This window comes from Paraburkholderia elongata (assembly GCF_013177735.1).
In the GTDB taxonomy this organism is placed as follows: Bacteria; Pseudomonadota; Gammaproteobacteria; order Burkholderiales; family Burkholderiaceae; genus Paraburkholderia; species Paraburkholderia elongata.
Map to the genome: position 1 here is coordinate 37,123 of NZ_WOEZ01000055.1, position 25,121 is coordinate 62,243.

Annotated in this window: 18 protein-coding genes; 8 read left to right on the forward strand and 10 right to left on the reverse strand. The window is 62.2% G+C overall.

Annotated features, from left to right (window positions below):
• Nucleotides 1–54 precede the first annotated feature (54 nt).
• The 4 genes from GNZ13_RS11840 to GNZ13_RS11855 all read right to left on the reverse strand — a co-directional run bounded on the left by GNZ13_RS11840 (nucleotide 55) and on the right by GNZ13_RS11855 (nucleotide 3,407).
• Nucleotides 55–276, reverse strand: a complete 222-nt coding sequence (locus GNZ13_RS11840; RefSeq protein WP_172163897.1) for a YdcH family protein — start codon at nucleotides 274–276, stop codon at nucleotides 55–57.
• A 215-nt stretch (nucleotides 277–491) separates the two neighbouring features.
• Nucleotides 492–1,535, reverse strand: coding sequence for a GDP-mannose 4,6-dehydratase (gmd, locus tag GNZ13_RS11845; RefSeq protein ID WP_172163900.1), 1,044 nt, complete (start codon nucleotides 1,533–1,535; stop codon nucleotides 492–494).
• Between the two features lie 55 nt (nucleotides 1,536–1,590).
• Nucleotides 1,591–2,322, reverse strand: a complete 732-nt coding sequence (locus GNZ13_RS11850) for an SGNH/GDSL hydrolase family protein (RefSeq protein WP_172163903.1) — start codon at nucleotides 2,320–2,322, stop codon at nucleotides 1,591–1,593.
• Complete coding sequence (locus GNZ13_RS11855; RefSeq protein WP_172163906.1) at nucleotides 2,319–3,407, reverse strand: acyltransferase family protein; 1,089 nt, start codon at nucleotides 3,405–3,407, stop codon at nucleotides 2,319–2,321. Before GNZ13_RS11855 ends, GNZ13_RS11850 begins: the two co-directional genes overlap by 4 nt.
• Before the next feature lie 706 nt (nucleotides 3,408–4,113).
• On the opposite strand from GNZ13_RS11855, the gene GNZ13_RS11860 reads away from it, so the two are divergent.
• The 3 genes from GNZ13_RS11860 to GNZ13_RS11870 all read left to right on the forward strand — a co-directional run bounded on the left by GNZ13_RS11860 (nucleotide 4,114) and on the right by GNZ13_RS11870 (nucleotide 10,303).
• The gene (locus GNZ13_RS11860; RefSeq protein WP_172163909.1) at nucleotides 4,114–6,315 is read left to right on the forward strand and encodes an NHL repeat-containing protein; all 2,202 of its coding nucleotides are present in this window, start codon (nucleotides 4,114–4,116) and stop codon (nucleotides 6,313–6,315) included.
• A 77-nt stretch (nucleotides 6,316–6,392) separates the two neighbouring features.
• The gene (locus GNZ13_RS11865; protein ID WP_172163912.1) at nucleotides 6,393–7,859 is read left to right on the forward strand and encodes a flippase; all 1,467 of its coding nucleotides are present in this window, start codon (nucleotides 6,393–6,395) and stop codon (nucleotides 7,857–7,859) included.
• Nucleotides 7,856–10,303 carry a glycosyltransferase family 4 protein gene (locus tag GNZ13_RS11870; protein ID WP_172163915.1) on the forward strand — a complete coding sequence of 816 codons (2,448 nt, stop codon included), beginning with the start codon at nucleotides 7,856–7,858 and terminating at the stop codon, nucleotides 10,301–10,303. Before GNZ13_RS11865 ends, GNZ13_RS11870 begins: the two co-directional genes overlap by 4 nt.
• A 140-nt stretch (nucleotides 10,304–10,443) precedes the next feature.
• On the opposite strand, the gene GNZ13_RS11875 is transcribed toward GNZ13_RS11870, so the two are convergent.
• The gene (locus GNZ13_RS11875; RefSeq protein WP_172163918.1) at nucleotides 10,444–11,646 is read right to left on the reverse strand and encodes an acyltransferase family protein; all 1,203 of its coding nucleotides are present in this window, start codon (nucleotides 11,644–11,646) and stop codon (nucleotides 10,444–10,446) included.
• Nucleotides 11,647–11,885: 239 nt separating this feature from the next.
• Here GNZ13_RS11875 and GNZ13_RS11880 point away from each other — a divergent pair, with 239 nt between their 5' ends.
• Complete coding sequence (locus GNZ13_RS11880) at nucleotides 11,886–12,029, forward strand: hypothetical protein (protein WP_172163921.1); 144 nt, start codon at nucleotides 11,886–11,888, stop codon at nucleotides 12,027–12,029.
• A 303-nt stretch (nucleotides 12,030–12,332) separates the two neighbouring features.
• Nucleotides 12,333–13,250 carry a UTP--glucose-1-phosphate uridylyltransferase GalU gene (galU, locus tag GNZ13_RS11885; protein ID WP_172163924.1) on the forward strand — a complete coding sequence of 306 codons (918 nt, stop codon included), beginning with the start codon at nucleotides 12,333–12,335 and terminating at the stop codon, nucleotides 13,248–13,250.
• A 175-nt stretch (nucleotides 13,251–13,425) separates the two neighbouring features.
• On the opposite strand, the gene GNZ13_RS11890 is transcribed toward galU, so the two are convergent.
• The 5 genes from GNZ13_RS11890 to glcD form a co-directional block, all read right to left on the reverse strand.
• Nucleotides 13,426–15,600 (reverse strand): malate synthase G, encoded by a 2,175-nt coding sequence (locus GNZ13_RS11890; RefSeq protein WP_172163927.1) that lies wholly within the window; start codon nucleotides 15,598–15,600, stop codon nucleotides 13,426–13,428.
• Nucleotides 15,601–15,716: 116 nt separating this feature from the next.
• The gene (locus GNZ13_RS11895; RefSeq protein WP_172163929.1) at nucleotides 15,717–16,121 is read right to left on the reverse strand and encodes a heme-binding protein; all 405 of its coding nucleotides are present in this window, start codon (nucleotides 16,119–16,121) and stop codon (nucleotides 15,717–15,719) included.
• Between the two features lie 19 nt (nucleotides 16,122–16,140).
• The gene (gene glcF, locus GNZ13_RS11900) at nucleotides 16,141–17,445 is read right to left on the reverse strand and encodes a glycolate oxidase subunit GlcF (RefSeq protein WP_172163931.1); all 1,305 of its coding nucleotides are present in this window, start codon (nucleotides 17,443–17,445) and stop codon (nucleotides 16,141–16,143) included.
• Between the two features lie 77 nt (nucleotides 17,446–17,522).
• Nucleotides 17,523–18,590 (reverse strand): glycolate oxidase subunit GlcE, encoded by a 1,068-nt coding sequence (glcE, locus tag GNZ13_RS11905; RefSeq protein ID WP_172163933.1) that lies wholly within the window; start codon nucleotides 18,588–18,590, stop codon nucleotides 17,523–17,525.
• The gene (glcD, locus tag GNZ13_RS11910; protein WP_172163935.1) at nucleotides 18,590–20,089 is read right to left on the reverse strand and encodes a glycolate oxidase subunit GlcD; all 1,500 of its coding nucleotides are present in this window, start codon (nucleotides 20,087–20,089) and stop codon (nucleotides 18,590–18,592) included. Before glcD ends, glcE begins: the two co-directional genes overlap by 1 nt.
• Nucleotides 20,090–20,339: 250 nt before the next feature.
• Here glcD and glcC point away from each other — a divergent pair, with 250 nt between their 5' ends.
• The 3 genes from glcC to nirB all read left to right on the forward strand — a co-directional run bounded on the left by glcC (nucleotide 20,340) and on the right by nirB (nucleotide 25,108).
• Nucleotides 20,340–21,107 (forward strand): transcriptional regulator GlcC, encoded by a 768-nt coding sequence (gene glcC, locus GNZ13_RS11915; RefSeq protein ID WP_172163937.1) that lies wholly within the window; start codon nucleotides 20,340–20,342, stop codon nucleotides 21,105–21,107.
• Nucleotides 21,108–21,244: 137 nt separating this feature from the next.
• A complete protein-coding gene (locus GNZ13_RS11920) occupies nucleotides 21,245–22,120 on the forward strand; it encodes an MOSC domain-containing protein (RefSeq protein ID WP_172163939.1) in 876 nt (291 codons plus the stop codon).
• Between the two features lie 447 nt (nucleotides 22,121–22,567).
• The gene (gene nirB, locus GNZ13_RS11925; protein ID WP_172163942.1) at nucleotides 22,568–25,108 is read left to right on the forward strand and encodes a nitrite reductase large subunit NirB; all 2,541 of its coding nucleotides are present in this window, start codon (nucleotides 22,568–22,570) and stop codon (nucleotides 25,106–25,108) included.
• Nucleotides 25,109–25,121: the final 13 nt, after the last annotated feature.

Below are 25,121 nucleotides of genomic sequence, written 5' to 3' on the forward strand. Positions count from 1 at the left end.
TGACCGCGAACGCTAAGGCAAATGCACGGATTCAAGCGTGGAGCCGACGCCTTCTCAAGCGGCTGCGGCCGCCTTCCTCAAGACCCCATACAGCTGATCCTTTAGCAGAAGTTTTTCCTTCTTGAGCCTTTCGATGGCGGTGGCGTCAGCAGGCGTGACGTTCGTTTCCATGTTGTGGATGCGATGATCCAACTCGTTATGGCGTTCGAACAGGCGGGAGAAGTGGGCGTCTTCAGTTTTGAGACGGGAGATCAGGTCGCGATACTCGGGGAACATCTGTCGCTCCATCTGGCAGTGATGAAGGTGCCGGGTCTTCCAGGAAAGACGCGGCACCCTCTGGAGCGACCATTTTTGCACTACCAGGTATCGGTAGTATTGACCTGAATCATTGCGATCAGGCTTACCGATCTTCGGCTCACGTCGAGGAAGGCGAGCGCACCTCCACCGGTGAAACTGCGACCGCTCGCGCGGCCGCTCGTCACCGCACCGAATCAGAACGTCTCGTGATGCTCGTTCCGGCCAAGATCCGCATGAACCATCATGTGGCACAACTGTTCGAGCGTGGTTTCCGGCTTCCAGCCGAGCTTCTCGTGCGCCTTGTCGGCGCAACCGATCAGCAGGTCCACTTCCGCCGGGCGGTAGAACTTCGGGTTCACGCGCACCAGCGTCTTGCCGGTGGCCACGTCGATGCCGGTCTCGCGCTCTTCCTTGCCCGACCATTCGATCTGATAACCCGCAGCCGCGAACGCCATGCGCACGAAGTCGCGTACCGTCTCGGTGCGGCCGGTGGCGAGCACGAAGGTGTCGGGTTCGTCGGCTTGCAGCATGCGCCACATGCCTTCCACGTATTCGAGCGCGAAGCCCCAGTCGCGCTTGGCGCTCAGGTTGCCGAGCTCCAGCGCGTCCTGTTTGCCGAGCTTGATCTTCGCGACGGTGTCGGTGATCTTGCGGGTGACGAACTCGCGGCCACGCAGCGGCGATTCGTGATTGAACAGAATGCCGCTGCTCGCGAACAGGTTGTACGACTCGCGATAGTTGATGGTCGACCAGTGCGCGAACAGCTTGGCGACGCCATACGGGCTGCGCGGATAGAAGGGCGTGTCCTCGCGCTGCGGCACGGCCTGCACGAGACCGAACATTTCCGAGGTCGACGCCTGGTAATAACGGGTCTTCAGATTCAGAATGCGGATGCCTTCGAGCAGATTCAGCGCGCCGATGCCGGTCACTTCGGCGGTCGTCACGGGCTGGTCAAACGAGACGCCCACGAAGCTCTGCGCAGCCAGGTTGTACAGCTCGTCGGCCTGCGCGCCTTCGAGCAGGCGCAGCGTCGAACCCAGGTCGGTCAGATCGTGTTCGACCAGACGCAGATTCGGATGATCGAGCACGCCGAGCTCACGAATGCGCCAGAAGTTGACCGAACTCGTGCGCCGGTAGGTGCCGGTCACGTGGTAGCCCTTGTCGAGCAGCAGTTTGGTCAGATAGGCGCCGTCCTGTCCGGATACGCCGGTGATGATCGCTTTGCGTGGTTGGCTCATAGCTTGCCTTCGATATTGGTAAAAGAAAAAAGAAGCGCACTTGAAAAAAAGAGCTTCAGAGCGTGCCGTCCAGCAGTCGCCGCACCAGCGGATCGACGACCTGAAAATCCTGTTCAGCCTTGAGACGGTATAAGTCCGGCTTCGGATGCGCGCCGTCGGACATCAGCGTCTTCCAGTCCGGCAGATTGCTGACGTAAGCGAACTGATCGACGAGCGGCACCTGCTGTTCGGCGGCCACCCGGCGCGTCATCGCGACCATCGCGGCGAGCCGCGCGTTGAGACGGTTGTCGGGCATCGGGTTCGAGGTCTGCAGAACCGGCGCTTTGCCGAGTGCGCGAGCCGTTTTCACGAGCGTCGTTTCAGCCGCGTAAAACTGCTCGGGCGTCTGGTTCTGCATCACTTCGTTGATGCCGTAGTTGATCAACACGATCTGCGCGGACGAAGCGGCGAGCCGTTCCTGCCACGGCAGACCGGCAGTCGGGCCGGCGCGGCGGTTGCCGGTGCCGTCGCGCAACTGGGTGGCCATCGTGCCGCCCACGCCGTAGTTCGTGACGCGTACCCGCTCGCCGTGCTTGGCCTGCAATTCGTCCTGCAGGTACGACACGGCGTTTTGTGCCTGGGGTCCGCAGTGGCCGTCTCTGCAGGTAATGCCGAGCGTGGTCGAATCGCCGTAGGCGTCCACCAGCACCTGCGTTGCTGGACTTCCGGCATGCGCATCCAGTGCCAGTGAAACCAGCACCGCCGCAGCGGCCGACACGCTCGCGGCGAGCCACCTGCGGCGCCTCATGCGCGGCTTTGCGGCGCTTGCGACGCGCCCCCCGAAACGCTGCCGGCGGGTGCATGGGCGTTGCCTGCCGAACCGAAGATCAAACGCTTTTCGAACGCGAACCACGTGATGCTGGCGTAGGCGAGGGTGATCGCGAGCGCCAGCGCCGCGGTCAGAAACCGGTTCAGATGCAGCGGCCACAGCGTGTACAGCACGCTCAGGTGGATCAGATAAATCGTGTAGCTGATGGTGCCGATATAAACCAGCACAGGGTTGCACAGCAGCCGCTTGACGATGCCCTTGCTTTGCAGGGCGATGACCACGACGGAAGTGCACAGCACCAACGAAATGCTATAGAGCCCGGCGTTCGACAGCGGCGTATTCGCCGCGCGGAACCGCGGGTAGTGCAGATGCAGCCACGCAAGCACGGCCAGCGCGGCAAAAAAGCCGAGCACGGCAAGGCCCTTGAACGGTTCGAGTGCGTTGCGATCGCGCCGTACGGCGACCGCGAGCAGTGCGCCGGCCGCCAGCAGGTCCATGCGGAACGGCGTCAGGTAATAGATTGGCCAGAACGAATCGAACCAGGGCGTGGCGAGCGCGCGCAGCACCGGCACCAGAATAATCAACGCGGCCGCCACGTAGCCGAGCACGCGCTCGGGCAGCAACAGAATCACGAATGGCCAGAAAATATAGAACTGCTCTTCGACCGCCAGCGACCACAGCACATTCAGGCTGTCGTGACCGCTTTGATTGAGCGCGTCGCCAATATTGGTCGCGAAGAACGCATACCACTGCCAGTGCTGCGCCCAGCCGAAGCCGAACAGAATCGACGACACCACCATCAGCAGCAGATAAGGCGGCAGGATGCGCCGTGCACGGCGCGCATAGAAGTAGCCGAAATAGGACTGCTGACGCGCCTTGCGTTCGAGCAGGATGCCGGTAATCAGAAATCCGCTCAAAACAAAAAACAGATCGACGCCCATCCACAGCGGCGCTTTCAGCGCGTGCTGGGCGAACACGGCGAGCACGGCGATGGCGCGCAAACCGTCGAGCTGCACGATGCGGCGTGAGTGAGAAGGCGCTAAGGGCAGTGCGCTAGCAGTCATGAACCGTCCATGGTGTGAAGCGGATGAGCCGGGCGAAGGATCGCGCGAGCCTTCTCAAGTCAAGAACAGGGCTTAAGAAAAACAGGGGCGCGCTCGCTTCGCGTCGCAACGGAAGTGCAATCGATTCTAGGCAAAAGAAATTGATGAAAAAACGGGAATGAAATGGATAAATGAATCTGATTGCAACAGGGTGTTTCGTTACCCATTCGAAATAGATTTTTATGCTTGTGTCCCGAAATTGTCGCAATGCGTAAGAAGTGCCGCCGGCATCGGGCTGAACCGGTAAAGATGGATGCGAAGGCACGGCTGGACGCCGGCATCCACGGGCATTTTCATTTAATCGATTTTTAAATCATTTTCTTTCACAACGCTTAAGGCATCGAATATTTTTGAATTATTTTCGATTTTCGTTGCGGCGTTTTTTCCGCGTAATGTGAGCCGTGCGGATTGGGCGGCCAAGGAGGGCGTGTGCGTCACGCGCTCAGTGCTCGCGATCGACCGGGCTCGCGATCGACCGGGCTCGCGTGCGAGTGGCGGCTCTGCGGCGAACCTGGTCTGAAAGCCTCGTCTTATACGTCGTGTCTCGCGTGAATCAGTCTCACGTTCTTACGTCGCTTCTAGCGGTCTTCGCCGTCATTTCATTGGATTTTTCACCCGCGCGGGCTATTTGCCTGATCGCGGCACGGCCCTGATTGGAGGAATTGCTTTGGTCCGTTTCACGTTCAAAACCTGGATTGCTGTACTCGCCTGTGCGACCGGCATGACGGCGGCATCGGTCAGCTTCACGGCATCCGCGGAAACCGTGTTGAACGCGAAAAATTCCTGGATCGGCAACACCTTCGGTTTTGGCGACGGCACGTGGACGCAGATCAACATCACGGCGATCGCGGTCGCGCCCGACGGCAGGGTCTACACGAACGCGCCTTGGGACGAAAGCGGCGCCGAAGCGAGCGTCTACCAGAACGGCAAGATGCTCGGTTTCGCGGGCGGCACGCATGGTTGGGGCAACGGCGGCGGTAGCGCGATCGCGGTGAATCGCAATTACGCCTTCGTGGCGATCGCGGTCGGCAACGAAAAGGGCCGTCTGGTCGAGCAGGGCGTGTGGCCGGAGAAGGGCAAGCAATGGTTCGGTATTTCGCGTCGGCAGATCGCCGATCCGAAGCGCGCCGCGCCGTTCCAGCCGGCCGCGAAAAGCGCTGACCCGCATGCGCAACTGGCAGCCGGCTTTTTGATGATGAACGAAGTGCCGACCGGCACGAGTGCCGAAATCGGCGGTTTGGCGGCGAACGACACCACGCTTTACGCGGCGAACACCGCGCGCGATCGCATCGAGGTGTATGACGCGGAATCGATGCAGCAGAAAACCACGTGGACCGTGCACGAACCGGGCCGGATTGCGCTTGCGCCCGACGGCACGCTCTGGGTATTGAGCGGCACGCGCAACGATAAGACGCCGCATGTGGAGCACTACACCGCGGCGGGCAAGCGCATCGACGAAACCTTCACGCTGCCCGCCGATACGGTCGCGGTCGATATCGCTATAGACGCACAAGGCCGCGTTCTGATCGCCGACAACGGCCCGCGTCAGCAAGTTCTGTTCTTCAGCAAGAGTAATGGCCGTTACGCGGAGTCGGGCTCGCTCGGCGAGCGCGGCGGGATTTTCAGCGGCGTCCCCGGCAAGCCGGGACCGCAGCGCTTCAACGGTTTGACCGGCGTGGGCGTGGATGCGCGCGGCAACGTCTATGTGTCGACCAACGGCATCGGTCCGCGTTACGAGCCGATCGGCGCGGGCCTCGGCGCGACGCTCGAAAGCTACGCGCCTGACGGCAAGCAGAACTGGCAGGTGCAAGGCTTGTTGTTCGTCGACGGCGCATGGATCGATCCGTCACGTCCGGATAGCGTCTATACCGGCAACAAACGCTTCGAACTCGATCTCTCGAAGCCTGCAGGTCAGGACTGGAAATACGCGGGCTTTCTGTCGAACCGCTTCAAGTATCCCGACGATCCTGTCTTTCACACCGATCAATATCCAGGCTTGCCGATCGCTCGCAAGCTCAAGGGCCACACGTTCCTGTACCTGACCGACATGTACGCGGACCACCTGAAAATCTATCGCTTCGATCCACAGCACGACGGCGAAGTGGCGATTCCTTCGGGCTTCATCGCCGGGCGTGAGCGCGCCGTCGCCAAGGTGCCGAATGCGCCGCCGGGCGGCGACTGGATCTGGCGCGACGTGAACGGCGACGGCAAGTTCAACACGGACGAATTCACGCTCAACACGAGCGGCACAAAGCTCGCGGGCGGCTGGGGCTGGTGGGTCGATAGCGCAGGCGATATCTGGCGCACCCGCGATAACAAGGGCATTTACCGCTTCCGTTTCGGCGGCCTCGATGCGAAGGGCAATCCCATCTACTCGTATTCGAATCTCACGCAATACCCGGTGCCGCAGCCGTTCACCGAACTGCATCGCGCGATTTACGAACCCGAGACCGACACGATGTACGTGACCGGTTATACGGCCGACACGCCGACCGACCGCGGCTTCTGGAAAGAAGTGGGCCGCGTGCTGGTGCGTTACGACAAATGGTCGAGCGGCAATCCGGTGCAGCGCTATTCGATCACGCTGCCGTGGACCACGCAGACCAAACCCATCGCTACGATCATCGGCCTCACGGTCGAAGGGCAATACATCTTCGGCGTCGAGCCGGTCGGCGCGGTGCACGTGTGGGACAAGGACAGCGGCCGCGAGGTCGGGGTGATCCGTCCGGGTCCGGAAGTGGGCGGCGCGTCGGGCTGGGTCGACGTGCCCAACGGCATTAGCGCCGCGAAACGCAGCAATGGCGAGTACCTCGTGTTCGTCGAAGAAGACGCGCGCGGGAAAGTGATGATGTATCGCTGGAAGCCGTGACGTGACGTGACGTGACGCTCGCGGCACGACGGCTTTCGAATGAATCATCAGGCAACTGATTTAACCCAAGGCATCCGATGGACAAAGGCATTCTCAAGAACGTAGCGATCAACTTCTTCGGACTGGTGCTGCCGACTTTCGTCTCGCTCGTGACCGTGCCGTCGTATATCAAGCTGCTCGGCGTCGAGCGCTACGGCGTGATCAGTCTCGTGTGGACCTTGATCGGCTACTTCGGGATTCTCGATCTCGGCATGAGCATGGCCGCGCAGAACCACATCTCGAAGGCGCGCGCCTCGGGCGACAAGGGCGAGAGCGCACGCGTGTTCTGGAGCGCGACGTGGCTCAATCTCGCGACCGGTGTGATCGGCGGCCTGATCATCTATTTCGGCGCGTTTCTGTACACCGCGTACTTCACCAAGGTGTCGCCGGAGTTGCAGCATGAGGTCTATATGGCGCTGCCGTGGCTCGCGGTGGCGATTCCGATTGCCAACGTGTCGTGGGTGTTCGCAGGTGCGATCAACGGCGCGGAACGCTTCGGCGTCTACAACACCAATCAGACCATCGGCACCTTCCTGTTCCAGTTGCTCCCGCTCGGCGCTGCGCTGTGGATGGGGGCGACCTTGCAGAACGTGCTGGCCGCAGCAGTATTCGCACGGATTCTCGCGGCGATTCTGCTGGGCCGTTCCGCGCTGAAGGTGCTGGAAATCCGCAGCATTCTTCCGCCGCAGCTCGGCGTGGCGAAGGGACTCTTCAACTTCGGCGGCTGGATGCTGATTGCGAGTGTCACCAACATGATCGCGGAATCGCTCGACCGGGTGATGCTCGGCACGAGTCTCGGCGCGCGGTTCGTTACCTATTACACGGTGCCGCAGAACCTCGTGACGCGTTTGAATATCGTGCCGACCGCGCTGGTGCGTACGTTATTTCCGCGCCTGTCTGCCGTGGGTCGCGCGGATGCGGACACCATCACGCAACAGTCGCTCGAATTCCTTAACGGCGTGTTCACGCCGGTCGCGCTGGTCGCCATGCTCGTACTCGAGCCGTTCCTGCATCTGTGGGTCGGCAATGAGATTGCCACCGTGGCGGCGCCGGTGGGCCGGATCATGATCGTCGCCGTGTGGCTCGTCGGCCAGGCGAACGTCACACGAATTCTGATCCAGTCGCAGGTCAATCCGGCCACCGCCGCGCGCGTCGGTTTGTTCGAATTGCCCTTGTTTGCAGGGGCTTTGTGGCTCGGCATCACCCATTTCGGTTTGACCGGCGCGGCGATGGCCGTGGCCGGCCGGGCATTGTTCGATTACGCCGTGCTGCTGCGTCTGTCGGCGATTCGCGCGCGCCAGATCGCGCTCGACATGCTCGCCCACCTCGCTTTTCTGCTGGCCAGCCTGTGGCTTGCCAGCTTCCTGCCGAGTCTCGCATTGGCGATCGTCGCCGGCGTATTGATGGTCGGCGCGAACGTCGCCTGGTCAATCACGATGACACCCGCTTTGCGCGATCTTGCGCGTTCACTGCTGTTGCGACTGAATCCGAGGAAAAGCGCATGAACCACGAAGTCCTTGAAGAAGCCGTGCTGCAACCCGCGACGCGCAGCGCACTGGCTGAACTCACCACCGTTCCCGGCGTTCAGGCGCCGCCGCGCCGCACGGCGTTGCGCAGCGATAAGACGGTGCGTGTCGCGATCGTGCACGACTGGCTCGTCACCTATGCGGGCGCCGAGAAGGTGCTCGAGCAGATCGTCGCGTGCTTTCCGGACGCGGACCTGTTCAGTCTCGTCGATTTTCTCGACGACCGCAGCTTCCTGCGCGGCAAGCCGGTCACGACCTCGTTCATCCAGAAACTGCCGCTCGCGCGGACCAAGTACCGCACGTATCTGCCGTTGATGCCGCTCGCGATCGAGCAGCTCGACGTGTCGGCCTACGACGTGGTGATCTCGAGCAGCCACGCCGTTGCAAAAGGGATTCTCACCGGCCCCGACCAGGTGCATATCAGCTACGTGCATTCGCCGATCCGCTACGCGTGGGATCTGCAGCACCAGTATCTGCAGCAGTCGAAGCTGACCGCTGGTCCGAAGTCGGCAATGGCGCGGCTGATTCTGCACTACATCCGCAACTGGGATATCCGCACGTCGAACTCCGTGGACGGCTTTGTTGCGAACTCCGACTTCATCGCGCGGCGGATCAAGAAGGTCTATCAGCGCGAAGCGCAAGTGATCTTTCCGCCCGTCGACGTCGAAGCGTTTTCGCTGTGCACGGAAAAGGATGATTTCTATCTGACCGCCTCGCGGATGGTGCCATACAAGAAGATCGATCTGATCGTCGAGGCGTTCGCGCGGATGCCCGAGCGCAAGCTGGTGGTGATCGGCGACGGCCCTGACATGCAGAAGATCCGCGCGAAGGCGGGGCCCAATGTCGAGATCATGGGCTACCAGCCGTTCAAGGTGCTCAAGGAAAAGATGAGCCGCGCGAAAGCCTTCGTGTTCGCCGCGGAAGAAGACTTCGGCATTTCAGTGGTTGAAGCGCAGGCGTGCGGTACGCCGGTGATCGCCTACGGCAAGGGCGGGGCGCTTGAAACCGTGCGCGATCTGTCTGAATCGCGGCCCACCGGCATGTTCTTCGACGAGCAGAACGCCGAGTCGATCATTGCGGCAGTTGAGCGTTTCGACGACCACGTGAAGCGTTTTTCTCCGATGGATTGCCGCGCGAATGCCGAGCAGTTCTCCGCCGCCCATTTCCGGGAGCGTTTCTTCGCACACGTGCGGGCTTCGGTGCCGGCATTGCGCTCGGCGACGCTGCCGCCGTACGTCCCTTATAAAGCAGAGGCGGCTGCCAACGCGCCGCGCATTCTCGCGGTCGACCAGAGCGGCGTGCTCGGCGGCGCTGAGTTATCGCTGCTGGAAATCGTCAAAGCCTTGCGTTCGCGCATCGAAGTCGTGCTGTTCGACGATGGCCCGTTCCGCACTGCTTTGGCCAAGGCCGGCGTGACCGTCAACGTGCTGGACGCCGGCGCATTGCGCAATGTCCGCAAACAAGGCGGTTCCTTGCCGAAGGGCCAGGCGCTCAAGGGTTTGATGTCGCTCGTGCGCGCCACCGCGAAACACGCACGCAACGCCGAGGTGATCTACGCCAACACGCAGCGCGCAATGGTGATCGGCGCGATTGCCGGCAAGCTCGCGAGGCGGCCGGTGGTCTGGCATCTGCGCGATATCGTGAGTCCCGAGCATTTCGGCGGCAAGCAACTGGCGATCATCAAGTGGTGCGCGCGTTTAGGTCTCACGCACGTGATTGCCAACTCGGCGGCTTCCGCTCGCGCCTTCGCGGAGCTCACGCATTTCGACGAAAAGCGTATCGACGTGGTGTTCAACGGTATTTCCGCAGCACCGTTCGACGCCTTGCGCACCGTTCCGCAAGCGACGCTGCGCCGGCGCCTGAACTTGCCGCAGGACGCGTTTCTGGTCGGCTCGTTCAGCCGCCTCGCGCGCTGGAAGGGGCAACATGTGCTGCTCGAGGCGATGGTCCTCAATCCGCAGATGCATGCGGTGCTGGTGGGTGCCCCGTTGTTCGGCGAGGACGCATACGAGATCGAACTGCATGCCTTCGTCGCCACGCACAACCTCGGCGACCGAGTGCATTTTCTCGGCTTCCAGCACGACATACCGGCTTGCATGTGCGCAGTCGATGCCGTCGTTCATACTTCGATCACGCCGGAGCCGTTCGGTCGCGTGATCGTCGAGGGGATGCTGGCGCAGCGGCCGGTGGTGGCTGCACGCGCGGGCGGCGTGCTGGAGATCATCGACGACTACGAAAACGGCGTGCTGTGCACCCCCGGCGACGCACACGGTCTTGCCGATACGCTCGCTGAATTGCGCTCGAACGACGAACTGCGCAATAAGCTGGTCAGGAATGGGTATCAGACGGCGTTGAGCCGGTTCGGGACTGCGACCTATGTGGAAGGTGTCGAGCGGATTCTGAAGCGCGTGGCGGGGCGTTGAGGTGCTTGCGCGCGCTGTTAGGCAGATGGTCAGGCAGATGGTTGGGGGAGGCGATTTAACGCGGGGGTAGGCAGGGACTGGGCCGGTCCCTGTCGTTAGCGCAGCGGAGCGAAAGCCCTGAGGGCCTTCGCTCCGTTTTTTTATCGTGCCGTGCGCGGCTTGAAACTCGCCGACCACTTCATCGCCGGCAGTTCGACCAGCCGGTAGAACACGTACGCTACCGGCACGGCCACCAGCATGTAGCCGAACGACGGCCAGATCGACATTTGCAGTGACGAGCGGAACAGGACCGACGACAGCAGCACGAAGATTGGGAGATGGATCAGATACAGCGAGAAGCTGAAGTCGCCGAAGCGCGACAGGAGGCGCACGCCTGGGCCATCGGTCTTATCAGCATTAGGGCGCTCCAGCGCCTTATACAGGTAGAACGCGAAACCGACCGCCCAGAGCTGGAATGCGCCGTACTGCCCGAAATGGAACGCCGCACAACCGAGCGCGATGAACGCCGCAGCCAGCACATAGAGCCAGGCCGACGAGCGCGCATCCCGAGCGGTACGGGCCTTCGTATCGGCGATCCACGCGCCGAGCGTCCACGAAAACCAATAGGACGTGAAGAACTGGATATCGTGGCGCTCAAGCACATAGGCGGACACTACATTGATCACCGCGACGATCGCCAGCACGGACGTCATGCCCAGACGCCGGCGCAGCGCGAATAGGAGCGGGTAGATCGCGTAGAACTGCACTTCGAGCGATAGCGTCCAGAGCGCGCCGTTCGACCCATACGTCTTGCCGGCCACGCCTTGCAGCGAAAACAGGTTGACGAGAAACGCCTGCAGGCCGATCTCGCGGATCTTGTGATTGACCGGCGGCAACTGCAAGCTGACCCAGTCGAGTGCAAAAGTCAGCACGAGCGCCGCAAGCAGCACCGGATAAATGCGCGCGAAACGGCGCACCCAAAAATTGCCGGTGTCGAGCCGGTAGTCGGGATTTTTTGCAAGGCGCAGCGCGCCGCCGCGGTGAATGCAGTAACCGCTGATCACGAAGAAAATCGGCACACCGGCCGAACCCCACGCAATCGGGAACGTCAGATAGGCGGCAATCGTACTCAGGCTGAATGAATGCCCGACGCTTTGGTGAAAGGTCTGCATACCGACCCATTCGACCTGGCGGCAATGAAAATATGCGACCAGAAGCGCGGCGAAGCCCCGCATTGCGTCGATTACATGTTCCTTGCCGGCGCCGTCGGCGCGCGCTTCGCTCTGGGCGCGCGGCGCGGCGGCCGGCCGTGACGGGGGGAGGGGCAGGGATGAGCCGGCGGCATCCAGTGCTGAGTCGCTCATGCGCGGTCCTTATGAAGGAGAAAAATGCTTATTCCCGGGCACGCCGTGCGCGCCCGCGGTGCATCACATGCTAGTGCACCGCGGAGGCAAAAAATCGATAAAAAATTGCGTATCGAATTGAATTAAATGACGATTTTGTGTCGAATTGTAATTAGGCTTAAGCACTTGCTACAACGAATTATTTGCCGGTTTTGTCGTGCTAATTTAAGGCACGGATTCTCTTGACCCGAGGTGAAGTCATGAACCTGCATTTACTCGCCGGCGTTGCCGTGCTGCTGTTCCTTGTCGCCGCGTCCGCCTACCGGGAAGCGCTGCGCAACGAGCCGATCCGCCGTTTTCGCATCAACCCGGCCAAGCTGCCCCAACTCGACGAGAACGAATGAGCGGTACCTGGGAACCTCAAGCGCGTCCGCGATGCGCGCCCGGACTCGCTCGAGACTCCCCGCTGTCCGTTTCGCCGAATACGTAAAATTTTCGGATTTCCCGAAAATAATTCGATTTCGATACGTAATTATTTCCTGATGCATGCCACGATCCGGAATATCGAAAGAGAATCGATTTATTTATTTGAATCGAAAAATATTCACGCCTGAGATGGATTAATTTTTTGTTAGTCTTTTCGGCAACATCGAGTGGCCGCCAGGCCCGCGACACACTAATTTCTAACCGATGTGGGAATGCCTACCATGCTGAAAGTCACCAAAGCCGTGTTTCCCGTAGCGGGCCTCGGGACACGATTCCTGCCGGCTACCAAAGCAAGCCCGAAGGAAATGCTGCCGATCGTCGACAAGCCGCTGATCCAATACGCGGTTGAAGAAGCGATTGCCGCCGGTATCACCGAGATGATCTTCGTGACGGGCCGCAGCAAGCGCGCCATCGAAGATCATTTCGACAAGTCCTACGAGATCGAAGCGGAACTCGAAGCGCGCAACAAGCAGAAGCTGCTCGACCTCGTGCGCAGCATCAAGCCGGCCAACGTCGACTGCTTCTATGTGCGTCAGGCCGAAGCGCTCGGTCTGGGCCACGCGGTGCTGTGCGCCGAAAAACTGGTGGGCGACAGCCCGTTCGCCGTGATTCTGGCTGACGACTTGCTGCACAGCTCGAAGCCGGTGATGAGCCAACTCGTCGACACGTTCAACCACTATCACAGCTCGGTGATCGGCGTCGAAACCATCGCGCGCGAGGACAGCCGTTCGTACGGCGTGGTGGACGGCCGCGAGTGGGAAGACAATGTGATCAAGCTGTCTGGCATCGTCGAAAAACCGGCACCGGACAAGGCGCCGTCGAACCTCGGCGTGGTGGGCCGCTATGTGCTGATGCCGACTATCTTCAAGCATATCCGCGCGCTCAAGCCGGGTGCGGGTGGTGAGCTGCAATTGACCGACGCGGTGCAATCGCTGCTGACCGAAGAGCAGGTTCTCGCGTACCGCTACTTCGGCACGCGCTTCGATTGCGGCAGCAAGCTCGGCTATCTGAAGGCGACGGTGGAATTCGCGCTGCGTCATCCGGAAGTGAAGGAAGAGTTCGAAGCTTATCTGCAAACGTATCTGCAGGCGAATATGCAGGCCGGCGTGCCGGCGCAGTACGCGGCAGAAGCGGCTTAAGGTGTAAGAGGCCGCCGCAAACGCTTCACGCAGAAGCAACGCGCAGCACTACCGCGCAAATTAAAACGGGCGCCGCATCATGCGGCGCCCGGCTTTTTCCGGCCTGGTTCGCGGCTGAGACCCAGGCGGGCCCGAAAGATCGAGCCTTATACCCAAGCCACCGCCCAAAAAGCCTTTACTGCTCCTTCTTCACTTCCAGCCGGAACTTATGCAGCAACGGTTCCGTATAGCCGCTCGGCTGCTGGCGTCCTTCGAACACCAGCGCCTGCGCGGCCTTGAACGCCAGCGTGTCGAAGCCCGGCGCCATCGGCTTGTAGTGCGGATCGCCCGCGTTCTGCTCGTCGACCACCTTCGCCATGCGCTTGAAGGTCTCTTCGACCAGCTCGCGCGTCACCACGCCGTGATGCAGCCAGTTTGCAATGTGCTGGCTGGAAATACGCAGCGTTGCACGGTCTTCCATCAGGCCGACGTTGTGAACGTCCGGCACCTTCGAGCAGCCCACGCCCTGATCGACCCAGCGCACCACGTAGCCGAGAATGCCTTGCACGTTGTTCTCGATTTCGCTGCGGATCTCGTCCGCGCTCCACTTCGCTTCGGCGACGACCGGAATCGTCAGCAGGCCGTCGAGTAGTTCGTCGCGCACCTTCGCGTAGTCCGTGCGTTCGAGTTCCTGCTGAACCGCCTGCACGTCGACTTGATGGTAATGCAGCGCGTGCAGCGTCGCGGCGGTGGGCGACGGTACCCATGCGGTGTTCGCGCCGGACTTCGGATGCACGATCTTCTGTTCGAGCATGGCGTGCATCAGGTCGGGCATCGCCCACATGCCCTTGCCGATCTGCGAGCGGCCACGCAGGCCCGCGCTCAAACCGACCAGCACGTTGCTGCGTTCGTACGCGGCAATCCATGCGCTCGACTTCATGTCGCCCTTGCGCATCATCGGGCCCGCTTCCATCGCCGTGTGCATTTCGTCGCCGGTGCGGTCGAGGAAACCCGTGTTGATGAACGCGACACGTTCGGACGCTTTGCCGATACAGGCGAGCAGGTTGACGCTGGTGCGGCGCTCCTCGTCCATGATGCCCATCTTGATCGTGTTGCGCGGCAGCTTGAACAGGTCTTCGACGCGCGCGAACAGTTCGCTCGCGAACGCGACTTCGGCCGGGCCGTGCATTTTCGGCTTCACGATATAGATCGAGCCGGTGCGCGAATTCAGCTTGTGCTTGCGGTCGTGCAGCGCGCACAGCGTGGTGATGACAGCATCGAGAATGCCTTCCGGAATCTCGTGGCCGTCTATGGTCAGCACGGCCGGATTCGTCATCAAATGGCCGACGTTGCGGATGAACAGCAGCGAGCGGCCATGCAGCACGACCGGTGCTGTGCCGTTCGCGGCGGTGTACACGCGATCGGCATTCAGACGGCGCGTGAAGGTCTTGCCGCCCTTCGTGACTTCTTCCGTCAGATCGCCGGTCATCAGGCCGAGCCAGTTGCGATAGAGCTGGACCTTGTCGTCGGCATCCACGGCTGCAACAGAGTCTTCGCAGTCGATGATCGTGCTCACCGCGGCTTCGACCAGCACGTCCTTCACGTGCGCCGAATCGGTCTTGCCGATCGAATCGTTCGCGTCGATCTGGATTTCGAAGTGCAGGCCGTTGTGCTTCAACAGCACGGCGGACGGTGCGCTCGCGTCGCCCTGATAGCCGATGAACTGCGCCGGCGTCTTCAGTTCGGTCTTGCCGCTCTTCAGCGTGACGACGAGCTTGCCGCCTTCGACGCTATAAAGCGTGGCATCGGCGTGCGAGCCGTTCGCGAGCGGCGCGGCTTCGTCGAGAAACTTGCGTGCATAAGCGATTACCGCGGCGCCGCGCACCGGGTTGAAGGCTTTCTGTTTTTCAGCGCCGTTGGTCTCGGGGATCGCATCGGTGCCGTACAGCGCGTCGTACAGGCTGCCCCAGCGTGCGTTGGCAGCATTGAGCGCATAGCGCTGATTCGACAGCGGCACGACAAGTTGCGGGCCGGCCTGTTCGGCAATTTCGGTGTCCACCTGGTCGGTCGTGGCTTTGACGTTCGCCGGCGACGGCACGATGTAGCCGATGCCTTCGAGGAAGGCGCGGTACGCGCGCAGATCGCGTACCGGGCCCGGATTGGCGCGATTCCAGGTGTCGAGTTCGGTTTGCAGGCGGTCGCGCTCGGCCAGCAGCGCACGGTTCTTGGGCGCCAGCTCGTGCACGAGGGCGTCGAAACCTGACCAGAATGCGGCGCTTTCGATACCGGTGCCGGGCAGGGCTTCGGTTTCGACGAACTGGTCGAGGTTGGCGGCGACTTGCAGTCCACCGCGCGGGTTCATCTGAGTCATCGACTGCTCCATCTTTGAATGGGACCGATGTGGGGGCACCGGTCCGTGTTGTGTTTCTTTCTTTTATTGATACCGCTTTGAACGAATCCCGAACGTGTAGCGAACGGATACCGAACTTAAGCGGCGATTGCCTGAATACCCGCTTTGGCGATTTGCGCGTCCTGATCCGACTTGACGCCCGACACGCCGACCGCGCCGACCACCTGGCCGTCGACGATCACCGGCACGCCGCCTTCCAGTGTGCCTTGCAACGGCGCGCTCAGGAATGCCATGCGGCCGTTGTTGATCATGTCTTCGTACACCTTGGTTTCACGGCGGCCGATCGCCGACGTGCGGGCTTTTTCCGTCGCAATGTACGCGCTGGCCGGCGCGCTGCCGTCCAGACGCAGCATGCCGAGTTGGTGGCCGCCATCGTCGACCACCACGATAGCGACGGCCCACTGGTTCTTCTCGGCTTCCGCGCGGGCGGCTTCGAGGATTCGGGTCGTTTCGGCAACGGACAACACGGGTTTGCTCAGCATAATGAATTTCCTGTTTCGTTTATGGTAGGGATGCTTCTACAAGTTCTATCCAGTGGCGCACCGGAGTGCGCCCGGCGCCGTTCAGATGGGTCTGGCAACCGATGTTGGCCGTGACGATCATCTCGGGCTTGCCGCTTTCCAGTGCATCGAGCCTGTTGCTCCGTAATCTTTCCGCAAGCTCCGGCTGGGTAATGGAATACGTGCCCGCCGATCCGCAACACAGATGGGCGTCGGGCACGGCGGTGAGATCGAAGCCGAGCCGTTGCAGGACCGACTCGACCGCGCCGCCCAGCTTCTGCGCATGCTGCAACGTGCAGGGGCAGTGAAACGCGATTTTCTGTGGCGCTTCATTTGGCAAATTCGCCGGCAAACTCGCTGGCAACTTAGCTGCCAAATCCGCTGCCAACTTCCCCGGCAATTGATTCGCCTGCAACTGATCGAGCGGCTCGTTAGCCAATACCTCCACGAGGTCTCGCGTCAGCTCGCTGACCCGCTGCGCTTTTGACGCATAGGGAGGGTCGTGGCGCAGCAGATGCCCATACTCCTTGACGAACGCCCCGCAGCCGCTCGCAGTTTGCACGATCGCTTCGGCACCGGCTTCGATGGCGGGCCACCACGCGTCGATATTGCGCCGTGCGCGCGCCAAGCCTGCGTCTTGCGCATTCAGATGATAATCGGTCGCCCCACAGCAGCCGGCCCGGCTGGCATTCACGATGCGGATGCCCAGCCGGTCCAGCACGCGCGCGGCGGCCGCGTTGGTGTTCGGTGACAGCGCGGGTTGCACGCAGCCTTCCAGCATCAGCATTTTGCGCGGATGCCGCGACGCCGGCCTCGGTTTTGTCCCAGTATTTGCCTGAGCGCCTCGCTTGGGGATTTTACGTCCAAGCGCGGCCGGAAGAAACGGCCGCATGGCCCGGCCCGTTTTAAGCAGCGCGTCGAACACCACCGGATTCGGGATCGCCCGGCGCAAACCCTCGCGCAGCAGGCGTTCCGAGGCAGGGCGCTCAATGCGCCGCTCCAGTTCGGCGCGGCCGATATCCAGCAGCGCGTGATAGGTGACACCCGACGGGCAGGTGGTTTCACAGTTGCGGCAGCTCAGGCAGCGGTCGAGGTGCAACTGGGTTTTCTGCGTGACCGGCTCGCCCTCCAGCATCTGTTTGATCAGATAGATACGGCCGCGCGGGCCGTCGAGTTCGTTGCCGAGCAGCTGATAGGTCGGGCAGGTCGCGTTGCAGAAGCCGCAATGCACGCAGGAGCGCAGGATCTGTTCGGCTTCGTCGGCGCGCGACAGGGTTTTGGCGGCGTCGCTGAGATTGGTTTGCATGGTGTCGTTCGCCTTCGGGGCTTCACAGGTCGATGTTCACAGGCTGAGGTTCACAGGCCGATGCTCAAGACCCGCATTCACAGGCCGGCATAAAGGCGGCCGGGGTTGAAGAGGCCACGCGGGTCGAGTTGCTGCTTTAACTGCTGATGAAAGCGCAGCAGCGCTTGCGGCATCGGCGTGAACGGCTCGGCGTCCACACGTGGCGTGAAGCAGGTCGCATGGCCGCCTGCGGCGTGCGCGAGCTGGCGGATCGTTGCCGCGGGGGCGTCGCTTTTGAGCCAGCGTTGCGCGCCGGCCCAATCGAGCAGCGTGTCTCCGGGCAAGCGGGTCAGCGGCGAAGCATTCGGCAGCGAGAGGCGCCACAACGGGCGCGGGTCGTCGAAAAACGCCAGGCGGTGCTCGCGCAGAGCGTCCCAGAACCGCAGATCGAGTTCGGCGCCGCCGATGCGATCCACAGCCGAGGCCACCGACCCCAGGCCGCCTTCGAGCCGCACATGCAGGCGGCCGTCGACGTGAGCCGCGCCACCGATCGGCAACGCAGCCTTGCGCCACGCCGACAATTCGCGCAGCGCTTCGCCCACATCGAGATCGAGCGTGAGACTGCCGAGCGCGCGCGGCTTCGGCAACACCTTGAGCGACACCTCGGTGATCAGGCCGAGGCAGCCGAAGCTGCCGGCAAGCAGGCGCGAAACGTCGTAGCCCGCGACGTTCTTCATCACTTCGCCGCCAAAGCGCAGATGCTTCGCCTGACCGGTGATGACTCGGCAACCCAGCACGAAGTCGCGTACCGAACCGGACCACGGCCGGCGCGGACCGGCGAGGCCGGCAGCGACCATGCCACCGACGGTGGCCGTGCCGTCAAACGTTGGCGGCTCACAGGACAGCATCTGACCGGCCGCGTCGAGCACGGCGTTCAGTTCGGCGACCGGCGTGCCGGCGCGCGCGGTGATCACGAGTTCAGTCGGATCATAGCTGACCACGCCGCGATGCGAGCGCGTGTCGATGTGCGTGCCTTGCACCGGACGGCCGAGAAAAGCCTTGCTGTTGCCGCCGCGAATCTTTAGCGGCGCACCGCTTGCCCACGCTTGCGAGACTTCGGCGACGAGCCGTTCGCTATCGTCCGTCGATATCGGTTCGATCAGCATCAGAAACGCTCCAGTTCAGGAAAGGGCAGTGCGCCGTGGTGGACATGCATCGAGCCGAATTCGGCGCAGCGGTGCAGGGTCGGCACGTTCTTGCCGGGGTTCAGGAGGCCGCCTGGATCGAAAGCGGCTTTCAGCGCGTGGAAAAAACTCAGTTCATCGCTATTGAACTGCGCGCACATCTGGTTGATTTTTTCGCGGCCCACGCCGTGTTCGCCGGTGATGCTGCCGCCCACCGCCACGCACAGTTCGAGGATCTTCGCGCCGAGGGCTTCGGCGCGTTCGGTCTCGCCGGGCGCATTCGCGTCGAACAGGATCAGCGGATGCATGTTGCCGTCGCCGGCATGGAAGACGTTGGCCACACGCAAGCCATATTCGTTCGAGAGATCTTCGATGCCTTTGAGCACACGCGGCAATTCGCGGCGCGGGATCGTGCCGTCCATGCAGTAGTAATCCGGCGAGATGCGGCCCACTGCCGGGAATGCGTTCTTGCGGCCGGCCCAGAAGCGCTGGCGTTCGGCTTCGTCTTTCGCGAGGCGGATATCGGTGGCGCCCGCCGCGCGCAGCAGCGCCTCGACTCGTTCCACGTCGTCCTGCACGTCGCTTTCCACGCCGTCGACTTCGCACAGCAGGATCGCTTCAGCATCGACTGGATAGCCTGCGTGGATGAAGTCTTCCGCCGCGCGGATCGCGAGGTTGTCCATCATTTCGAGGCCGCCAGGGATCACGCCCGCCCCGATGATCTGTGCGACCGCGGCGCCCGCTTTCTCGACGTCGTCGAAACTGGCGAGCAGCACCTTCGCGCTTTGCGGCTTGGTGAGCAGCTTCACGGTGACTTCGGTGACGATGCCGAGCATGCCTTCCGAGCCGGTGAAGAGCGCGAGGAAATCGAAACCGGGCGCGTCCAGCGCATCCGAGCCGAGCGTGATGCGCTCGCCGTCGATGGTGAGAATCTCGAGCTTCAGGATGTTGTTGACGGTCAGTCCGTACTTCAGGCAGTGCACGCCGCCCGCGTTTTCCGCGACGTTGCCGCCAATCGAGCAGGCGATCTGCGACGAGGGGTCCGGCGCGTAATACATGCCATGGGGCGCGGCCGCCTGCGAGATCGCGAGGTTGCGCACGCCGGGTTGCACGCGGGCAATGCCGGCCTCGGGATCGACTTCGAGAATCCGGTTAAAACGCGCCATCACCAGCAGAATGCCTTTGTCCAACGGCAATGCGCCGCCCGACAAACCGGTGCCGGCGCCGCGCGCGACCACGGGAATCTTTTGCACATTGGCGAATTTCAGCAGCGCCTCAACCTGTTCGACCTTGTCGGGCAGGGCGACCAGCATCGGCGTCGCGCGATAGGCGGCGAGGCCGTCGCATTCGAACGGGCGCAAATCTTCCTGTTCATAGAGGAGTTGCAGGTCGGGGATCAGCGCTTGCAACTGCGCGACGACTGTGGATTTATCGTGCGTCGCGAGCGCGCCGTCAATGCGCTCGTCGTAGTGATAGCTCATGTGGGAGTCTCCTGGAGCCGCGCCAACCTGGTGGTCAGACCCGTGGGCACGGGTGCGCGAGCGTGTCTCAGGCGGGATTGTTGCGGCTATGGGGGGCGCTGTCGACGGGTGCGGTAAGTGGTCGTACCAGTTTTTGATTTGATGATTTCGGAGTCGATATGCTGAGCACCTTGATATAAATGGCTCATGGAGGACATATCCGACTCCAGCGTGTTAGAATTTCACAGTGGTCATACCAGTTGGAATTGCAATGCAAACAGCGGATCAGGAAAGCTCGCGGCAGGTGGCGGACGTTGTCGCCGAGCGTATCGAACGATTGATCGTCGACGGTGTGCTGAAAACGGGGCAGGCGCTGCCGTCCGAGCGGCGCCTCACCGACAAGCTCGGCGTATCGCGCACGGCGCTGCGCGAGGGGCTCAAACTCTTGCGGGCGCGCGGCATCATCGAGACCTCGCACGGCAAGGGCTCGTTTGTCGCCAGCCTCACCGCGCAACCCACGCTCACGCCGATGATGCATCTGCTCGGCTCGCAGCCGCGCACGCTCTACGATCTGTTCGAAGTACGCGCCTTGCTCGAAGCGGAATCCGCACGGCTTGCGGCGCTGCGCGGCACGCCCGCCGACTTCGTGCTGATCACGCGCCGCTACGAGGAAATGCTCGCAGCGCACGGCAAGGAGACCAGCGCGTCCACCCACGCGCGGCTCGATCATGCGTTTCACCTCGCGATTTGCGAGGCCTCGCATAACCCGGTGCTGGTGCATACCTTGAGTACGCTGACCGATCTGCTGTTGAGTTCGGTTTTCGCTTCGGTGAACAATCTCTATCACCGCGAGCCGCAAAAACGTGTGATCGATCGTCAGCATGCACGGCTCTACAACGCCGTGACCGGCAAGCTGCCCGAACAGGCGCGCAAGGCCGCGGCCGATCATATCGCCAGCGTATGCGCGAACCTGCGGGAAATCGAACAGGAAGAGCAGCGGCTCGTGCGCGCAACGCTGCGGCTGGAGGGTTGGGAGTAATCGGCGCGGTTGCGCGGGCGCAGGCCGCGAAACTGCCATAGCGGCAGCGCGAACGCGTGCCGGCGCTTTACAAGCTTTCCAAGCTTTACAATCGGGCATCGACACAGGAAATCGCGTGTTCCTCACGCATGCACACCATGCCTACCATCAGCGAACTTTTCGTCTATCCGATCAAATCCTGCGCCGGCATCGCGCTCAATGAAGCGCGCCTGCTCGCCACCGGCCTCGAATACGATCGATGCTGGATGGTCACGGACCCGAGCGGTGCGATGCTCACGCAGCGCGCGTATCCCCGCATGGCGCTGATCAAGGTCGAGATCGGCGAACATGAACTCGTGATCCGCGCGCCGGGCCTGAGCGAGCTGCGCACGCCGCTCGACGCCGCCGGACTCGGCGCGCCGCAAAAGGTGCAAACCGAGGTCTGGGGCGACGCGGCCCAGGGGCTCGACACCGGTGAAGAAAGCGCCGCATGGTTTTCAGCGTTTCTCGGCGTGCCGGCGCGGCTTCTGCGCTTCAATCCCGAGCGCGAGCGGATTGTCGATCCGGAGTACACCGGTAGCGTCGGCGGCGCCACCACGCATTTCGCCGATGGTTTTCCGCTGCTGGTGATCGGCCAGGCCTCGCTCGACGATCTGAATGTGCGGCTGAACAGTAAGGGCGCACCGTCGATTCCGATCGACCGGTTTCGGCCCAATGTCGTGTTGACGGGGCTCGATGCGTACGAAGAGGATTACGTGGAGAGTTTGAATATCGACGGAGCAGAGGATCGGGCCGTGCAATTGCAACTGGTCAAGCTGTGCTCGCGCTGTCCGATGCCGACCATCGATCAGGCGAAGGGCGCGCCCGATCCCGCTTGGCCGAACGAACCCACCGACACCATGAGCCTCTACCGGGCGAATCCGCAGCGAAATGGTGCACTGACGTTCGGCAACAATGCAGTCGTCGCGCGTGGAGCCGGGACGTGGCTGCGCGTCGGGCAAGCGGTCGAAGCCGAATTGGGCTTTGGTGATTAGGCTGGGGCTCAGGGCAGCACTGAGCTGAACGCCGGGATCGGCGCATAGGGCGGCACACGCATAGTGTGCTCGCCGTCTGTCGCTCGCACGGGCACAGTGCTGCGTCGCACCATCCTTGTGCTTTGCTGCATCAATTCGTGACTCACGCTCCGTTCGCCGCTCACTCGTCTAATTCGCCGCAAAGGCCCGCGCCACGGCGCTGCAGCTCACATTTCGCACGCTTGGCACGGGCCTTGCGTTAAGCGTTGCCATCGGATCAACGTGGATCCGGCGCGAGCGCAACAACATGGCACTCGCTGCAGCACAGGTCAGGACAACGGCGTCCCCCGAATTCAGTCATCGACTGGGTTCGCGGGGCGCCGTTTTTATTTCCGGAATCGCTTTCGCCAGATGCCACACGTCAGCGACCGAAGCACAGCAAGCACAGAACACTGAGGAACCGCGGTCATGAAAATCATCGTTATCGGTCACGGGATGGTCGGCCACAAACTGGTCGAATGCCTGGCACAAGACGCGGCGCATGGCCTCGATATCACTGTGCTGTGCGAAGAATCCCGGCCGGCATACGACCGTGTGCATCTGTCCGAATTCTTCGCGGGCAAGACGGCGGACGACCTGTCGCTCGTCGAGCCGGGTTTCTTCGAACGCCAGAACGTCTTGCTGAAGCTGAATGCAAAAGCAGTGGCGATCGATCGCGACGCGCGCACCGTGACGGTATCGACCGGTGAGACGTTACCGTATGACAAGCTGGTGTTCGCCACGGGCTCCTATCCGTTCGTGCCGCCCGTGCAAGGCCGCGAGCGGGCCGACTGTTTCGTCTATCGCACCATCGACGACCTCGAAGCCATGCAGGAATGCGGCGCCCGCTCGAAGACCGGCACGGTGGTCGGCGGCGGTCTGCTCGGTCTCGAATGCGCGAAGGCATTGCGCGACATGGGCCTGCAAACGCACGTGGTCGAATTCGCGCCGCGCCTGATGGCGGTGCAGGTGGATGAAGGCGGCGGCCGCGTGCTGCGCACCAAGATCGAGGAACTCGGCGTGACGGTCCACACGCAGAAGAACACCTCGGCGATTGTCGATGGCGAGAACGGCACGCACCGCATGCAATTCGCCGACGGCAGCTTCCTCGACACCGACATGATCGTGTTCTCCGCGGGCATTCGTCCGCGTGACGATCTCGCCCGCGCGAGCGGCCTCGCGCTCGGCGAGCGCGGCGGCATCGTGATCGACAACGCGTGCCGCACCAGCGACCCGCACATCTACGCGATCGGCGAGTGTGCGCTGTGGAACGGCCAACTGTTCGGCCTCGTTGCGCCCGGTTATGACATGGCGCGCACGGTGGCGAAGCAACTGCTCGGCGACTCGGCAGAATTCGCCGGCGCCGATATGAGCACCAAGTTGAAGCTGATGGGCGTGGACGTTGCCAGCATCGGCGACGCGCACGGCAACACGCGCGGCAGTCGCGCGTATCAGTTCAGCGACGAACGCAAGCAGGTCTACAAGAAGCTGGTGGTGTCCGAGTGCGGCAAGTATCTGCTCGGCGGCGTGATGGTGGGCGACGCGAGCGAATACGGCACGCTGCTGCAGATGATGCTGAACCGGATCGAGTTGCCGAAGTCGCCTGAATTCCTGATCCTGCCGTCGTCCGACGGTCAGGCGAAGCCGGCGCTCGGCGTTGAGGCATTGCCCGCCGGCGCGCAGATCTGTTCGTGCAACAACGTCTCGAAGGGGGACCTGTGCGCCGCCGTCTGCGCGGGCGCGACCGACATCGGCGCGCTGAAGTGCGCGACCCAGGCCGGCACCTCGTGCGGCGGCTGCGTGCCGCTCGTCACGCAGGTGATGAAAGCAGAGATGAAAAAGCAAGGCCTCGCGGTCAACAACCACTTGTGCGAACACTTCCCGTATTCGCGCCAGGAGTTGTATCACATCGTGCGCGTAGAGGGCGTGCGCAGCTTCGGCGAATTGCTGGCGAAGCACGGACACGGCCTCGGCTGCGACATCTGCAAGCCGGCCGTGGCGAGCATCTTCGCCTCGTGCTGGAACGAATTCGTGCTGAAGAAGGAGCACGCCTCGCTGCAGGACACCAACGATTATTACCTCGCCAACATCCAGCGCGATGGCACCTATTCAGTTGTGCCACGCATGGCAGGTGGGGAAGTGACGCCTGACGGCTTGATCGCGGTCGGTCAGGTCGCGAAGAAATACGGCCTGTACACGAAGATCACCGGCGGCCAGCGGGTCGACCTGTTCGGCGCGCGGGTCGAGCAACTGCCGTTCATCTGGGAAGAACTGATCGCGGCCGGTTTCGAGTCCGGCCATGCGTATGGCAAATCGCTGCGCACCGTTAAGTCGTGCGTCGGTTCGACGTGGTGCCGCTACGGCGTCGGCGATTCGGTGGGCCTCGCGGTGGAGCTTGAGAACCGCTACAAGGGCCTGCGTACGCCGCACAAGATCAAGTTCGGCGTATCCGGCTGCACTCGCGAATGCGCGGAAGCGCAGGGCAAGGACGTGGGCATCATCGCCACCGAGAAGGGCTGGAATCTCTACGTCTGCGGCAACGGCGGCATGAAACCACGCCATGCCGAATTGCTCGCCTCGGATCTCGATAAGGAAACGCTGGTGCGCTACATCGACCGCTTCCTGATGTTCTACGTGCGCACGGCCGACCGTCTGCAACGCACCAGCGTATGGCGCGACAACCTCGAAGGCGGCCTCGGGTATCTGATCGACGTGGTCGTCAACGATCACCTGGGCGTGGCCGCGGAGCTCGAAGTGGAAATGCAGCACGTGGTCGACACCTACGAATGCGAATGGAAGAAGGCCGTCACCGATCCTGAAACGCGCAAGCGCTTCCGTCACTTCGTCAACAGCGGCGAGCCGGACAGCAATGTCGCCTTCGTCGAGGAACGCGGCCAGATCCGGCCTGCGACGACGGCCGAGCGGCGTTCGAAGCTCGCTTCGATTCCTGTGGTTGTCGAAACCGTTTGATTCTTTTTTGTGT